14 protein-coding genes and 1 pseudogene are annotated in these 15,798 nt (G+C 56.0%); 12 read left to right on the top strand and 3 right to left on the bottom strand.

Annotated elements, in window-relative coordinates; all coding sequences use genetic code 11:
- Positions 1 to 345: 345 nt before the first annotated feature.
- Both ACR0A1_RS12955 and ACR0A1_RS12950 read right to left on the bottom strand, forming a co-directional pair.
- Positions 346 to 675: pseudogene (locus ACR0A1_RS12955) on the bottom strand (transposase).
- Between the two features lie 693 nt (positions 676 to 1,368).
- Positions 1,369 to 2,130: an aldolase/citrate lyase family protein gene (locus ACR0A1_RS12950; RefSeq protein WP_170611464.1), complete on the bottom strand. Its 762-nt coding sequence runs from the start codon at positions 2,128 to 2,130 to the stop codon at positions 1,369 to 1,371.
- Between the two features lie 200 nt (positions 2,131 to 2,330).
- On the opposite strand from ACR0A1_RS12950, the gene ACR0A1_RS12945 reads away from it, so the two are divergent.
- Positions 2,331 to 3,221 (top strand): SMP-30/gluconolactonase/LRE family protein, encoded by an 891-nt coding sequence (locus tag ACR0A1_RS12945; protein ID WP_480867824.1) that lies wholly within the window; start codon positions 2,331 to 2,333, stop codon positions 3,219 to 3,221.
- Here the strand turns inward: ACR0A1_RS12945 and ACR0A1_RS12940 are convergent.
- A complete protein-coding gene (locus ACR0A1_RS12940) occupies positions 3,218 to 4,216 on the bottom strand; it encodes an ester cyclase (RefSeq protein WP_480868030.1) in 999 nt (332 codons plus the stop codon). The two genes, ACR0A1_RS12945 and ACR0A1_RS12940, sit on opposite strands and share 4 nt — an antisense overlap.
- A 157-nt stretch (positions 4,217 to 4,373) precedes the next feature.
- On the opposite strand from ACR0A1_RS12940, the gene ACR0A1_RS12935 reads away from it, so the two are divergent.
- The 11 genes from ACR0A1_RS12935 (at position 4,374) to ACR0A1_RS12885 (ending at position 15,705) form a co-directional block, all read left to right on the top strand.
- Positions 4,374 to 5,423: an ABC transporter ATP-binding protein gene (locus tag ACR0A1_RS12935; RefSeq protein ID WP_170394099.1), complete on the top strand. Its 1,050-nt coding sequence runs from the start codon at positions 4,374 to 4,376 to the stop codon at positions 5,421 to 5,423.
- 84 nt (positions 5,424 to 5,507) lie between these two features.
- Positions 5,508 to 6,734 (top strand): ABC transporter substrate-binding protein, encoded by a 1,227-nt coding sequence (locus ACR0A1_RS12930; RefSeq protein ID WP_170422627.1) that lies wholly within the window; start codon positions 5,508 to 5,510, stop codon positions 6,732 to 6,734.
- A gap of 63 nt (positions 6,735 to 6,797) precedes the next feature.
- Positions 6,798 to 7,826, top strand: a complete 1,029-nt coding sequence (locus ACR0A1_RS12925; RefSeq protein ID WP_170394095.1) for a carbohydrate ABC transporter permease — start codon at positions 6,798 to 6,800, stop codon at positions 7,824 to 7,826.
- Between the two features lies 1 nt (position 7,827).
- Positions 7,828 to 8,709, top strand: a complete 882-nt coding sequence (locus ACR0A1_RS12920) for a carbohydrate ABC transporter permease (protein ID WP_170394093.1) — start codon at positions 7,828 to 7,830, stop codon at positions 8,707 to 8,709.
- 178 nt (positions 8,710 to 8,887) lie between these two features.
- The gene (locus tag ACR0A1_RS12915; protein WP_480867821.1) at positions 8,888 to 9,877 is read left to right on the top strand and encodes a nuclear transport factor 2 family protein; all 990 of its coding nucleotides are present in this window, start codon (positions 8,888 to 8,890) and stop codon (positions 9,875 to 9,877) included.
- 132 nt (positions 9,878 to 10,009) lie between these two features.
- Positions 10,010 to 10,546: an ester cyclase gene (locus ACR0A1_RS12910; protein ID WP_170407056.1), complete on the top strand. Its 537-nt coding sequence runs from the start codon at positions 10,010 to 10,012 to the stop codon at positions 10,544 to 10,546.
- Between the two features lie 4 nt (positions 10,547 to 10,550).
- On the top strand, positions 10,551 to 11,882 hold the full coding sequence (gene hisD, locus ACR0A1_RS12905) for a histidinol dehydrogenase (protein ID WP_223118581.1): 1,332 nt from the start codon (positions 10,551 to 10,553) through the stop codon (positions 11,880 to 11,882).
- Positions 11,879 to 12,931, top strand: coding sequence for an ester cyclase (locus ACR0A1_RS12900; RefSeq protein WP_480751483.1), 1,053 nt, complete (start codon positions 11,879 to 11,881; stop codon positions 12,929 to 12,931). The genes hisD and ACR0A1_RS12900 overlap by 4 nt, the downstream gene beginning before the upstream one ends.
- 1 nt (position 12,932) lies before the next feature.
- A complete protein-coding gene (locus ACR0A1_RS12895; RefSeq protein ID WP_480751485.1) occupies positions 12,933 to 13,700 on the top strand; it encodes an SDR family NAD(P)-dependent oxidoreductase in 768 nt (255 codons plus the stop codon).
- Positions 13,700 to 14,719, top strand: a complete 1,020-nt coding sequence (locus tag ACR0A1_RS12890) for a LacI family DNA-binding transcriptional regulator (protein WP_170465610.1) — start codon at positions 13,700 to 13,702, stop codon at positions 14,717 to 14,719. Before ACR0A1_RS12895 ends, ACR0A1_RS12890 begins: the two co-directional genes overlap by 1 nt.
- Complete coding sequence (locus tag ACR0A1_RS12885) at positions 14,716 to 15,705, top strand: nuclear transport factor 2 family protein (RefSeq protein ID WP_480867818.1); 990 nt, start codon at positions 14,716 to 14,718, stop codon at positions 15,703 to 15,705. The genes ACR0A1_RS12890 and ACR0A1_RS12885 overlap by 4 nt, the downstream gene beginning before the upstream one ends.
- The last annotated feature ends 93 nt before the right edge of the window (positions 15,706 to 15,798 follow it).

Genomic DNA, 15,798 nt, shown 5'->3' with positions numbered 1-15,798 from the left:
ACCGATATTCGCTTAGAATGTGTAGGTTTAGGCTGGCCGAGAATTCCGGCGGCGAGGATCTGTTTTCCAAGCCTAAGTATCCCCACACAAATGCTACCAGTTACTGTCCCCGATCTTGAAATGAGCGGTCGAAAGCGAATTCCAATCGAAGGGGAGAATCCCAATCCGTTCGAAACAGGCTGGCGCAATCACTTTCCTTCAATTCTATGATACGCGCAGCTGTCTTAGTGTGTGATGTACTTCGAATTCCCATCAAATTTCGAAGTCTTCTTCTACGCAAATTTTTACAGATTAACCCTACATAAGCAGTCGATACCCAAGCCTTATTAGCTTCATGATACCATACTAATAGATGACGGTTTCCGCGAGCGCCGGCTGCGAGCAAGACCTTTGGACATCGGTCAAAGCGCGTCGCCACGCGTCTCCAACTCTTGAGTCTGTCGGACATGATCTCGTTGCGGTTTTGCCGTTTGTAACGGCGCTTCCGTCGGCTGTTGAGGGTCCTGCACGGGCCATAAGCGACAGGAGCGCCACACCAGCGCAAGCCATTGTGATTGAAGAAAATTATTCCGTTAAATACACACCTATCGTCGACCCGGGGCTTTCCAAGCGAGTTCGGCAAGAAGGACTTAGACGTGCGATCTGCCCGCCAGCCAGCCTGAAAAGATCACGCATTTCAAAGTTCCGTTATCGATGCCGTGAGGCATGCAGTGCGATCTTAATCAATGAAGCCGGGCGTTGGTCTCTTCTTTAGTGAATTCGTCGACCGCCTTTTCTTAATGGCGTTGCGCTGGTGGCAAATCTGCGGAGGATCTCGAAAAACTGGTCAACAGTTTCCGGGTTGAGGCGGACGAGCGTTTCCTATCCGGCCGCCGCGAACCTCTGCGTCAAACAGACGATCATAAACCCTAAGAACCAGTTCGGCGCAAGGTGGTCGAGTTTTTCCTGCTACTGGCGGAATCGCCGATCAAATAGTGCTGGAACGGCTACATTACGGATGCGGCAGATGGTCTGCCGCGTTTGCAAACTCTTAACTCTGGTCTCTGGACATCTATGGGGATTAACGTGTGCGGTTTAGGATAAGCGACGGTGACTGGTGAACTGCTAGACGAACTGATCTCGGGCCAACGCCGTGCAGTTTCCGATCTCGACTTTTACTGTTAAACCTAGCCCGTTTAGCGATTTTTGCCTGATCAAGGCGGGTACGGCGGACTGGAGAAAAACCGACAGGACACCGCTATTCAGCGAAGCGAATAATCCGCAATCGCGCATCGCATTTCTAGCAAAGAAAGTACTGTCGTCGCAGCATTTACCAGCCCGCGGATATTTCGACGCCAAGGCCCTTTCCACTAAAAAGCCCTGTGCGTTTCACGTCCTCGCGGTGCCATGGAAGTTCTCCGCTTCCGCGTTTGCAGCGCGAAGCATGAAGGCGTGTTCCGAAGCGACGAAGATCATGGTCACCCCATAGTCGCGCAGCTTGAGTCCGGCTTCTGCGCTGGCTGCAAAGGTCATCAGCGTCTTTCCATGTGCTTTGGCTGCATCGCCCGAGCGTCGCATTGCATCAAGAACTTGTGGGTCGGACTGATCGGTCACGCCGTAGCACACCGCAAGATCCGCAGGCCCTACAAAAATCCCGTCGATGCCCTCGGTCGCGGCGATATCATCAACTTCTGCGACGCCTTCTGGTTCTTCGATTTGGGCAATGATAATTGTCTCTTCTTCGCTTTGCTTGAGGACATCAGCCATGGATCGAGTCGCAAACCCTGCCCACCGGGTTGATCCGGCATAGCCGCGACCACCATGGCCAAAACGACCCTCGCGCGCAATGCGACGAGCCTTTTCGGCGCTGTCAACATGCGGCACAACAATACCTGTCGCGCCACTGTCGAGCGCCTTGAGAATCTCGTCCGCCGACCCAGTCGGCACCCGCACCAACGTCGGCAACCCCAGAGCCCGGGCGACGGCGAGGCAAACATCCAACCGACCCCGGTCAAAGGGTGCGTGTTCCGCATCCAGGCACAAGAAGTCCAGTTTTGACTTGGCAATTATCTCGACCAGTTCATGAGCTGGTGTCTTGAGAAACGTTCCGACGAGAGGCTCGCCAGAAAGCATGCGTTGTTTGAAATTCATGGGAAAGTCCTGACGGTTTTGTTTGGGCGGCACGTGGCAATTGGTAGCCAAGCGGTTTGGAAACATCGGCCATAGCGTAGAGCATTGAAGTTGGCAGGGCCAGACTATCGAACAGTCGTTATTGCGTTTTCTCCTGAAACGCTGTTCTTGTCGAGGCTTGCCGGTAGTGTTGGCAGGCGCAACTCTGAAAAGGTGTTCACATGGTATTCGATATCCGTTCCAAATGCTTCACAGATCTGGTGCACCCTGACGCTCAACTGGAAGAAATCGCTAGCGGTCTGGGGTTTACCGAAGGGCCAATATGGCACCCCGAAGAGCATTGGCTGGTATTCTCGGACATTCAGGAGAGCCATCAATACAAGTGGAGCGAGGGTGAGGGAGTTCGCGTTTTTCGCACCCCATCCAACCAAGCAAACGGAAATTGCTTCGACAAAAGCGGGGCAGTGATCTCTTGCGAGCACGCCAGTTCGCATTTGGTACGCCATGATCACGGCGGCAAGCGGGTTACTTCGATCGCCACGCATTTTGATGGCAAAGAACTCAACAGCCCCAACGATGTTATCTGCGACTCGCACGGTCGGATTTGGTTCACTGATCCCAGTTTTGGTCGTATCCGAGAGGATCTTGGCATTCTGAGAGAGCAGGAACTGCCGGTGCAAGGCGTGTTCCGGCTGGATCCCGACGGCACGTTACACCTTGTCGCGGATGATTTTCAGCAACCCAACGGGTTGTGTTTGTCAGCTGACGAAACAAGGCTGTTTGTCAATGACAGTTGGGGTGGCCATATCCGCATCTTTGATGTCGCCGCTGATGGCTCACTGACCGGTGGGGTGGTCTGGGCCGATGTTGTTGGCGATGGGGAAGGGGTACCGGACGGTATGAAGTGCACCCGCGACGGCCAGATTTTGTGCAATGGTCCCGGCGGTGTACATCTGTTTGATGCCCAAGCGCACTGCCTTGGTGTCATTCTGACGCCGCAGAAATCTACCAACTTCTGCTTTGGTGGGGCCGGGTTCAGCATGCTGTACATCACTGCCTGCACGTCCGTTTACCGTATTCCGACCAACATGACGGGTCTGGCCATGATCTAAAGGCCCACTCGCGCCATGCGGTCCAGAATATCGACACCCTGTTGCTTCCAGAAATGAAGCAGATCGATGAAAATCCAGTTCTCGGCCAGTTTATCACCTTTGCGACGATAAATGTCTATCACCCGGAACTCACCGGCTTTGTCAGTGGCAGGCATCCCCATGAACCCGCCGGTTGGTCGGGCGGTAAAGTTCGGCCAGCCAAAAAAGCCGCCATAGTGGCCCTCGGCCATGCGGCAGATATGGTTGGTTTTTGACCGGTCGGCAAACCCAGCACGGAACGGGCCAGCGTGTTGTTTGGCGTAACGTTCGATTGTGTAGGTCGCACCGATACCGGATGGCCCCCACCAGATCATGTCTTCGCACCATGTGCGGCGCAACTCATCTTCAAGGCTGAGCCCGCTGTCCCACCGCCCAAGATCGGAGATCATCGCGTTGATAGCGGCCAATGTCTTTTGGCCGTCTTCGGCGGGTTGAGGCGTGAACATCAGGCCGTCATGGGTCATGGGCCCGGGCTGGACAAGTTGTGCGGCGGTCTGCGGCGGGAAGGGCTGCAACCCGGCCTGAATCATGAAATGCGGGATGTCGAGATACATCGCGGTTTCGACAATCTTACCGTGCTCAATCCTGTTGAACTCGCAATAGCGCAGCAAGGCCATTTTTCCGGTTGGCGCAATGCCCAGCCAGTCCTTGTCGAACAGCCCCATGAGATGGCCCATCGAAACAACCCAGACTGAATTGAACCCGTCGATTTCATTTTGACCAGCCATGAACACGTCCATCCGACGCTGCAAGTTAGTTAGGCTGTGATTCAGCGGCTGCCAGAATTTTTGCGCCACGTTGCTAGCGCCACGCAGCTCGTTGAACGGGTGAAAGCCGCGCCACAGGAGGTCCTCGGCGCAATACTCAGCGATCACATCAGAGTGGGCTGATTCCTCTGCATCGCTCAGAGCTTTGTAGAAGTTCAGGACAATTTCTTTCTCGGCTTCGTAAGACATATCTTTTACTTTCAATGCTTTGCCCGGAGGGAAGCGTCAGTCTTTAGCAAGATTGCGGGCGCTTTTGCATTCGCTTGCAAAAAATACTTGCCAGATGTTCCTTTGGATGTCTATGCTTTTGCAAACGTATGCACTCAGGTGCAACTGGGAGGACAGTATGGCCGAGATTCAACTGCGCAATGTTGGAAAACGTTGGGGTTCGTTTGTTGGAGTGGACAATTTCGACCTGACAATATCCGACAAGGAATTTCTGGTGCTTCTCGGCCCGTCGGGTTGTGGCAAGACCACGACGATGCGCATGATCGCAGGTTTGGAAGACGCAAGCGAGGGTGATATTCTGATCGACGGTACCCGCGTCAACGATATGGAGCCAAAAGACCGCGACGTCGCGATGGTGTTCCAGTCTTACGCTTTGTATCCGAACATGAATGTCTACGAGAACATTCGTTTCCCGCTGAGGGTACGTGGCATCGACGCTTCCACCCATGACGAAAAAGTGCGCCGTGCGTCGGCGATGGTAGAGTTGGACGACTTTCTGCATCGTAAGCCGGCAGAGCTGTCAGGTGGGCAACGTCAACGGGTGGCTCTGGCGCGTGCGATTGTACGCGAGCCCAACGTGTTCCTGATGGATGAGCCGTTGTCCAACCTTGACGCAAAACTGCGCGTTTCGACTCGCGCGCAGATCAAGAACCTTAGCCATGAACTGGCGGTGACTACGATTTATGTGACACATGACCAGATCGAGGCGATGACACTGGCCGATCGCGTGGTGATCATGAAGCAGGGTGTTGTCCAGCAGGTTGGCTCTCCGACGGCGATCTACGACGAGCCTGCGAACACGTTTGTCGCCAGCTTTATCGGCAACCCGGCGATGAACCTGGTTGATGGCGATGTTCAGGGCGGTGTGTTCCGCGCGCAGAATACCGAAGTGCATGGTCTGAATGCTCCGGATGGCCCAATAACTTTGGGTTTCCGCGCCGAGGACGCCAATGTCGTAGAAAGCGGGGGCGAGATTAACGCGCCCATCTATACGCAGGAATTGCTGGGCGATAGCACCATGGTCTCGGTTCGGATCGGCGGAGCGCTGGTCTCGGTCAAGGCCGACAAAACCTATCGTGCTGAAATCGACGATCAGGTGTCGATTCATATCCATACCGATCACTGTCACCTGTTCGATGCGCAAACCGGCGCGCGCCTTGAGATCTGAGAGACGAAAACCAATCCCGCAATGACGGGACAATCTCGGGTGCAGGCTTCGAAGATGCACCCAATCACCTAGGGAGGAATCAAAATGTTTCTAAAGAAAATCGCATTGGCCGGGTCACTGACCGCCTTTGCTTCGAGCGCGGGTTATGCCTGCGAGATCACGGATCGGGTCAACATCGTCGGCAACGAATTTGCCGCCATTCAGGCTGTGGCCGCTGCTGCAAAGGAATGCACGGGCGCATCTGTTGAATCCAACCTGACATCCGAACACCAAACCATCAACGTCGCCGGTCTGTCGGGTAATCCGTCGGAATACACCTCAGCCATCATCGCCAACAGCTCGATTGTGGCGTTGATGAATGAAGACGTTATCCGACCGCTCAATGACCTGGTCGAAAAACATGGTCAGAACCTGCAGCCGGGACAATTGATCAAGATCGGCGATGACATCATGGCCATCGCCTTCATGGCCAATGCTCAGCACCTGATGTACCGCAAGGACGTTCTGGAACAGGCAGGCGTCGAAGTGCCAACCACGTATGAAGAACTGCTCGAGGCGGCCGAAGCCATTCGCGCGCAGGGCATAATGCAAAACCCGGTTGGTGGTGCTTACGCTGCGGGATGGAATCTGGCGCAGGAATTCAACAACATGTTCCTTGGCTATGGAGGTACTCATTTCAAGCCCGGCAGCGCAGAGCCCAACGTCAATACCGAGGCCGGTGTCAAAGCGCTGAACATGATGAAGGCTTTGTCCGAGTATATGAACCCCGACTTTCTAACCCATGATTCCAATGCCACCAACGCGGAATACCGCGCGGGCAATGTGGCGATCATGAATATGTGGGGGTCACGGGCGTCACAGCAGACCACAACCGAAGGTGTCTTGCAGGAAGTAATTGATGGCCATGCAATTGCAGCGCCGCTGACCGTGGGTGGCGGCACGACTCCGGCCTCGACCCTTTGGTGGGACGGATGGACCGTCGGCAAGAACATCTCGGATGAAGAGGCTGAGGCGACTTTTGTCGCGATGACGCATGGCGTCCGCCCCGAAATGTTGAACGATGAAACCACGCCGCTGGCAGTCTGGTTGATCGAAGGGTACGAACCTGCAGACGACGCGCAGGGTGTATTTGACGCTGCCAAAATGGGCACGACGCCTTATCCGATGCTGCCCTACATGGGTTTGATGCACAGTGCACTCGGCAATGAACTTGCCGATTTCATGCAGGGCAAGGAAAGCGCTGAACAGGCGCTGGCCGATGTCGAGGCCGCCTATCGCGCCGCGGCAATCGAACAGGGCTTCCTACAGTAAAACGCCCCTCGCGGGTGCCCAATTCGGGCACCCGCCCAATCAAGCCGACACGGGAATTGCGACATGCGCCATAAGACATTCCTTTGGTTTTTCCTGCCCACAGGACTTGCAATGCTGCTGTTCATTGCAATGCCCATCGTCTCGGTGGTGATCCAATCCATTTATGCCCCACACCCGGCGGTTCTGGTGGAAGTCGAAAACTGTACTCCGCTTGTCGGGTGCACAACCGAGACCACCATCGATCAGGAAGCCACCGCAGCGCTTCGTGCCGAACAACCATTGGGCAGATTTGTCGGGCTGGATATCTACTTTGATCGCGGCCACCTGGCGATACAGGAGGTTGGCGAAATCTGGGCGGCGAGCGATACGTGGGGCGACCTTTTCTCAGAGGTCGGAAACTTGCCCTTCTATCGGGCCATGGCCTTTACGCTGACCTTCACATTCATTGTGACACCCCTCACGATCATTCTGGGGCTGGTGATTGCGCTGGCGGTCAACTCACTGCACCGGCACCTCAAGGGTTTGATGATCTTCTTCTCGCTCTTGCCCATGATTGTGACACCGCTGATCGGCTCGCTCATTCTGTTTTGGATGATTGACAGTCGTGGCGTCATCGGCAACGCCCTTGTAAACTTGGCCGGAGATCCGGATTTCAGTCTAAAGGCTTCGACCGGGCTGATGTGGGTGGCGCTGATGGTTTATGGCGTCTGGAGTTCGGCCCCCTTTGCCTTCGTGGTGTTCTATGCCGGTTTGCAAACTTTGCCCAAAGATCAGATCGAGGCGGCCCAGATCGATGGGGCAACCCGCTGGCAACAGGTCAAATTCGTGGTTGTTCCCCATCTCATGCCACTGGTTACGTTTGTGGCGCTGATCCAGTTGATGGATAATTTCAAGGTGTTTGAACCGATTATTGGCTTCAGCGCCGGTGCCCATGCGCAATCGCTCAGTACTTTCATCTTCAACGACCTCGGCGGTGAAACGCGACAGCTGTCCTCTGCAGCCGCTACGTCTGTGATCACGATTATCGGGGTCGCCATTCTGTTGTCGCCCGTGCTTGTCCGCACCTGGCGTGACTTCAAAGGAGCAAGATAACATGGCCAGCCGTGCGCAAAGAATGCCCAAAAGCCTTCGGATTGCTTCGTCGCTTTTTGTGATCCTTTGGTTCATCCTGGCCGCTTTCCCGTTCCTCTGGACGGTTTGGGGGTCGTTCAAGGTAGAGCTGGATTTCTTCTCGATCGCCGATTGGACCAACGCTCTAACCGGCGCACGGACCGAGGCAGTTTATGGCTCACCCTTTACCACCACCGGTTACGAAGGGGCTTGGATTCAGGAAGAATTTTGGCGGAATGTTCTGAACACGGGGATCGTTTGCGTCTTTGTGGTCGCCATCTCGCTGACCATCGGAACGCTGGGTGGCTATGCGCTTTCACGATCGAGCTATAACTACACATTCTGGCTTTTGATCACGGCGCTGATCTTCCGCGCAATGCCGCCGATCACGTTGGTTTCGGGTTATTTGTTACCCTTCTTTGAATGGAATATCTGGGGGATACTGCCGACGACAATCATCGTACTTGTCGCGATCAACCAGCCGTTCACCCTGTGGATGCTACACGCCTTCTTCAAGAACATCCCCAGCGAGCTTGACGAAAGCGCAAAGGTCGACGGCTGCAACCAGTTTCAGGCCTTCCGCCGCGTGATCATTCCGGTGATGTGGCCGGGTGTGATCACCACGGGGCTGTTCTCGTTTCTTCTGGCCTATAACGACTTTGCCGTTGGGGCGATGCTGTTGTCAGAAAGCAACCGCACAATGGTTCCAGCCATCGCCGCGTTCCTTGGTACAACGCAAACCGAGGGCAACGTAATGTTCGCCGTTGCGGCCGTGGTTTCTGCGACGGTTCCGCTGTTCATCTTGGTGATGTTCTTCCAGCGTCAGATTGTGGGCGGTTTGACCGCCGGGGCTGTGAAAGGCTGACGCTGATGGGACGCACGCATCCTCAGTCCGTATTTGCCCATGCGCACGCAGGCAGCCTGAATATGGCTGCGTGCCGGGCAAGGCGACCAGGGCGAATTCCTTTTGCTTTGATGCGCGCAGGGCCTTGCGGGGCGTTTCTCCGCAGACGCCTTGAACAGATCCTACAGAGACAAAGTTAATGGAACGCCTCGACCGTAAACCCTTTCTGAATTTCACCGCCGCGCAACGCCATCCAGGCAATTTCCGGCCGGCCTATAAGGGATTCTTCGCCCCCGGTGCACATGTCAACGTGGTGCATCCTTTCAACGAGGTCGCAGGTGGCCTCGGGCTGCACGATCACGTCATCGCCCCGCTCGCAGCCTCCTTCGATGGGCTTTTTCGGCGCGATGATATCGTCATGGCCGGTGTATTTGAAGGACAGGGCTGGATCAGCGCCACCGGCTATTTCGTCGGTCGGTTCTCGCGCGACTGGCTTGGTATCCGCGCCACAGGTGAGCTTGCCTATCTGCGCTTCGGCGAGTTCCACCGCATGCAGGATGGCAAGGCGGTGGAGAGCTATATCTTCTTCGATATCCCAGAACTGATGCTGGCTGCAGGGCAATGGCCGATCACCGATAGCCCGGGCAAGACCCGTGGCTTCACCGGGATGATTCAGGGTCCAGCAAGCCATGATGGCATCTTGACCACGCCGCAAGACCCAGTCGAGGGGGCCAAGAGCTATTGTATGGTCACAGAAATGCTGGCCAAGCTTGCCACCAAGAACGAGGCCTGGCGCCCGTTCTGGCATGACAACATGGTCTGGTACGGCCCCGGCGCCTTCGGTTCTTTCGTCGGGCTCGAGAGTTTTGCAAGCTTCCAGGTGCCTTTCGAGGCCACCTTCGAAGGTTGGTCCGGAGGTAGTGCGGGAAATGGCATGACTGCGCATTTCACCCGCTTCGGCGAAGGCAATTACGTATGCTCGGGTGGCTGGCCTTCCTTGACTGGTGTCCAGGTGAAACCCTTCCTCGACCAGCCCGCAAGCGGAAAACGCGTCTTCATGCGGGTCTGCGACTGGTGGCGTCGAGAGGACGATCTGTTGGTCGAAAACTGGGTTTTCGTCGACATCCCGCATGTGTTGTTGCAGCTGGGATATGACCTTTTTGCCGACATCGCCGAGCAAGCCGCATGAGCAGCTCTGCAAGACATAACGCCGTTGGCCGCCACCCGGCGCTCAACCGGATGCCGAGGGATTTTCTGTCAGCTGATTGAGCTACCCGATGAAGACAGAATTTCTATTGGCACCAATACAAGGATGAGAAAGATGAAGGGTTCCCGCCCGGAACAGGCCGTGCTGACACGTGATACGGACCTCGACAAAACAGAAGACACCCGCCGTGTGATTGAAACCATGGTGGATGGTCTGAACGATCACCGCATAGATGACATCGGCGAATTCTTCTCGGAAGGCTTCCGCTGGATGGGCAATCAGGGCTGCGGCACAAAAACTGGCCTGAAACAGTTTCAGGACAATTGGCAACGCCCGTTTCAGGCGGCTTTTTCGGACAAGACCTGCATCGACGAAGCGCGCCTTTACATGGGCGAGTGGGCGGCTGCGTTTGGCCGACAGGAAGCAACCCATTCGGGTGAGTTCCTGGGGATCGCCCCCACCGGAAAGCGGGTCGAGATCCGATATATGGATTTCTGGAAAGTGGTCGACGGCAAGATCGTCGACAATTGGGTGAATGTGGATTTCGCCCATGTAGCGGCACAGCTGGGTGTCGATCTGTTTAACGGTGAAGGCTGGGAAGCATTTGACCGGGGTGAGAAGTCTCCGCCCCGGCCTGAAACTAAGGATTAGGACAATGACAATCGAGTATCTGAAACGTGGTAAGTCCGATGCTGACCGAGCCGAGGATGACGCCAAAACACGCGCTGTCGTCGAAGCGACGCTGAAAGACATCGAAACACGTGGCGATGCTGCGGTACGCGAGCTAAGCGAGAAGTTCGATAACTATTCGCCAGCATCGTTTCGGTTGTCTCAAGACCAGATCGGCGACCTGATCAATCAGCTAACGGATCGAGAGCTGGCGGACATCAAATTCGCGCAGGAGCAAGTGCGCAACTTTGCACAAGCTCAGCGCGATTCGATGCTGGATATCGAAGTTGAGACTCTGCCGGGCGTCATTTTGGGCCACAAGAACATCCCCGTACAATCGGTGGGCTGTTATGTGCCCGGTGGAAAATTCCCGATGGTGGCCTCGGCGCATATGTCGGTGGCGACGGCCTCGGTGGCGGGCGTGCCGCGCATCATCGCCTGCACCCCTCCGTTTCAGGGCAAGCCCAATGCAGCGGTGATCGCCGCCATGCATTTGGGTGGGGCGCATGAGATTTACGTGATGGGCGGCATTCAGGCTATCGGCGCCATGGCGTTGGGAACCGAGACGATTGATCCAGTCCACATGCTTGTCGGTCCGGGTAACGCCTTTGTCGCAGAAGCTAAACGTCAGCTATTTGGCCGCGTCGGTATCGACCTGTTCGCCGGCCCGACCGAGACCATGGTGATTGCTGATGAGACCGCCGCAGACGCAGAGCTGTGCGCGACCGATCTTCTGGGTCAGGCTGAACATGGGTATAACAGCCCCTGCGTATTGCTGACCAATTCTCGCAAACTGGCCGAGGACACGATGGCCGAAGTGGACCGGCTGCTGGGCATTCTACCGACAGCGGGCACCGCAAAAGTATCGTGGGAGGAATATGGCGAAGTGATCGTCTGCGACACGTATGATGAGATGCTGCGGGTTGCTGATGACATTGCATCAGAACATGTGCAGGTCATGACCGATCGCGACGACTGGTTCCTTGAGAACATGACTTGTTATGGCGCATTGTTCCTTGGACCGCGTACCAATGTCTCGAACGGTGATAAGGTTATTGGCACCAATCACACGCTACCTACCAAAAAAGCTGGCCGCTATACTGGTGGTCTATGGGTGGGTAAATATCTGAAAACACATAGCTATCAAAAGGTGCTGACTGATGAGGCGGCAACCTTGATCGGCGAATATGGCTCGCGCCTATGTATGCTCGAAGGTTTTGTGGGGCACGCCGAGCAATGTAACGTCCGCGTACGGCGTTACGGCGGCATCAATGTCCCCTACGGCGCGCCTGCACCTTACAGGGACGCCGCAGAATGAGTGACAGGCATACTGAGCACAAGACCCTGATCGCACAGATCAGGGCTGCGATGTATGACTTTACCGAAGCCGGTGTCCGGCAGGCGTTGGATCAGATTTGTTCTCCCGACGCTGTGTTCCATCTGAGCTATCCGTTTGGTGACACCAATGGGAGTAGTGCTTATTACGATTGTTGCTATCGCGATCTTCTGACCGCATGGCCCGATCTTGAGCGCCGCGATTATATCGTCATGGCTGGACCTGATGAATTCGGGGCTGATTGGGTTGGATGCGGTGGGTACTATACCGGCACTTTCGCGGGGCCATGGCTGGAGATTCCGCCGACAGGCCATCAGGTCACCATGCGGTTTCACGAGTTTTACCGGATCGAAAATGGCAAAGTCGCCGAGGTGCAGGCGCTTTGGGATATCCCCGAAGTGATGATGCAAGCGCAGGCCTGGCCCATGGCACCCGGTTTGGGGCGGGAATGGCATGTTCCGGGACCAGCGACGCAGGACGGGCTGGTGCCCGGCCCGTATGACAAGGCCAAGGGCAAAGAGACCTGCCAGCACATAGTCGACATGCTGGATCATCTGACCAAACATCCCGTAGAAGGTGGTCCGGAGGTGATGGAGTTGGAGCGGTTCTGGCATCCTCGGATGAACTGGTACGGCCCCTCGGGGATCGGCACAGGGCGGGGTATCGCGGGGTTCCGTAATTGGCATCAGATTCCATTCCTCAACGCAATGCCGGATCGCGGGCAGGATGTAGATGACATCACCTGTCATTTCTTTGGCGACGGTGACTATGCGGCTGTTACGGGTTGGCCCAACATGATCCAGACTGTCACCAATGATGGCTGGATGGGGATCGCACCGTCGGGCAAGAAGATCACGCTGCGCAGCCTCGATTTCTGGCGGCTTGAAAATGGCAAGATTCGCGAGAACTGGGTTCTGGTTGATCTGCTGGATACCTATCGCCAGCTGGGTGTTGACGTCTTTGCCCGTTTGCGAGAGTTCAACAAGGCGCGCGTTCCGGGCCGCATTCCATTTCCGGTTGGCGAGGTCTGATATGTCCCAATTTCCCAGCACCCCAAGTTTCAATCTTAACGGCAAACGCGCATTGGTCGCGGGCGCGTCGTCCGGTATCGGCATGGCCTGTGCCGTAGCACTGGCAGAGCATGGTGCCGAAGTGACACTGGCGGCGCGGCGCAAGGATGCGTTGCAGGATCTGGCAACAGAGATGACCGCTCGGGGATGGTTGGCGAATATACTTGAACTGGATGTTTCTGACGTTGCAGGCACTGCTGATGCTGTGGCGCAAAACGGGCCGTTTGATATCCTGCTGAACTCGGCCGGTCTGGCCCGACACAGCAGGGCCGTGGACACACGGCCCGAGGATTTTGATGCGGTAATGGATGTCAATGTCCGAGGAGCCTATTTTCTGACCCAAGCGGTGGCGAAAGGACTGTTAGAAGCTGGGCGCCCCGGATCGCTGATGAACATCTCCAGCCAGATGGGCCATGTGGGCGGGCGGGAAAGGGCCGTCTATTGCGCGTCAAAATTCGCAGTCGAAGGCTTTTCCAAGGCGATGGCGCTGGAGTTCGGTCCTGCAAAAATTCGGGTCAACACGATCTGCCCAACTTTTATTCTGACCGATTTGACCAAGTCGACTTTTGATGACCCGGACAAGCGCGCATGGATATTGGACAAGATCAAGTTGGGCCGCCCGGGCGAGATCGAAGACATCATGGGGGCAGTGGTTTATCTTGCAGCGGATGCATCGGCTTTGGTGACGGGCACCGCGTTGATGATAGACGGAGGTTGGACAGCAGACTGATGGCGGCGCAAAAAGTTACATCCATGGAGGTCGCCCGCCTCGCCGGGGTCAGCCAGTCTGCCGTTAGCCGTGTGTTCACTCCGGGGGCGTCAGCCTCGAAAAAGACGATTGAAAAGGTGCGTCAGGCCGCCAAGCAACTGGGCTATCGGCCGAACGTCCTTGCGCGTGCCGTAGTGTCCGGCAAAAGCCGGATCATTGGGCTTGTTGTGGCGTATCTGAATAATCAGTTTTATCCTGAAGCACTGGAAAGGTTGACGAACACGCTGCAAGAGCGCGGCTACCATGTGATGATATTCATGGCGTCGAACCAAGCCGAAAACGTCGATAGCGTGGTCGAGGAATTGCTCGACTTTCAAGTCGACGGCATAATCGCGGCATCGGTGGCCCTGTCGTCGACCTTGTATGAACGTTGTCGGACCGTTGGCGTACCGATGGTGTTGTTCAATCGGGCACAGGATGACCTCACTATGTCATCGGTTACATCCGACAATGTCGCCGGTGGCCGAAAGGCAGCCGAGTTTCTGCTGGCTGGCGGTCATGAGAAGATCGGATATATCGCCGGGTGGGAGGGCGCTTCGACCCAGCGCGATCGCGAAGCGGGGTTCGTAGCGGCCCTGCAAGAGGCGGGTGTCAAACTGCACGCCCGTGGAGCCGGGAACTTCATCGCTGAACAGGCGCGTGAGGCAACGCTACGCATGTTCGCGTCCGATCCACCGGACGCTGTGTTCGTGGCCAATGATCACATGGCGATCTCTGTGATGGACACGCTGCGGTTCGAGTTGGGCCTGCAAATTCCGGCCGATGTCTCGGTTCTGGGATATGACGATGTCGCCGTTGCCTCTTGGCCAGCCTACAATCTGACAACTATTCGTCAGCCTGCCAATCGGATGGTTGCCGAAACCGTCGATATTCTACTTAGCAAGATCGAAAATCCCGCTGCTGCGCCGCGCCGCACCGAGATTGACGGACCTTTGATCGTTCGCGGCTCCGCCCGCATACCTGAAGGATGGAAGACATGAAGGGATTTGATCCCAAATTCAAAGATTTCCCGGATTATATCATCGGCATCACCAAAGAGATTTGGGAAGACCGTGGCATTGCGACTCTGCATCAATATTACAGCCCAGACATCGTCGTCCGCTCACCTGGTTCGGTTGTGTTGGGTAACCAGAATGTCATTGGTGCAACAATGGCCACGTTGGCCGAGTTCCCCGACCGTCAGCTGCTGGGCGAGGATGTGATCTGGTCGGGCACCCCGGAAGATGGCATGCTGAGCTCGCATCGTATCCTGTCGACCGCCACGCACCGGGGCAATGGTGTCTATGGCAAAGCCACCGGAACACGCTTGCGATACCGAATTCTGGCCGACTGCCACGCCATCGACAACATGATCGATGACGAATGGCTGATCCGAGATCAGGGTGCGATTGTTCGGCAAATGGGCTGGGATCCCAAGGAGTATGCCGCCGATCTGATAGCGCGTGAAGGTGGGGCCGAGGCCAGTGTGAAGCCTCTGTCACCCAAGAACGACATCGAAGGCCCCTACAAGGGGTACGGCAATGACAATGAATGGGGACACCGCCACGCGGATCTGCTGACACGGATAATGAATGCAGATATGGGCGCGATTGAACGAGAGTATGACCGAGGCGTGCAGACCGAATATCCCGGCGGTGTCACGGGCCATGGCTGGGATTCGGCTGATCGGTTCTGGATGTCTTTGCGTGCCGCCATGCCAAGCGCAACCTTCACCATCCATCATCAGATCGGGCGCGATGATCCGAATATGCCGCCCCGCTCGGCCCTGCGCTGGAGCTTGCATGGCAAGCATGACGGTTGGGGCGTGTTCGGCAAACCCACAGGCGCTGAGTTGTATGTGTTGGGGATCAGCCATGCCGAATGGGGCGAGTTGATTGGAGGCGACATCAGGCTGCGACGCGAATGGACCTTGTTCGATGAAACCGCGGTCTGGAAACAGCTTCTGTTGGAAACCGGGGATCTCTGATGTCTCGAACGCGCGTCGCATTGGATGCCAGTGAAGGAACCCGGCGGTACCACGGCCACCGGGCGTCCTTGCGGGCGCGGCGGCTGAATGATC

The organism is Ruegeria sp. D6, assembly GCF_056534365.1.
The sequence above is the reverse complement of the archived record's forward strand: the minus strand, read 5'-3'. Positions and strand labels throughout refer to the sequence as shown.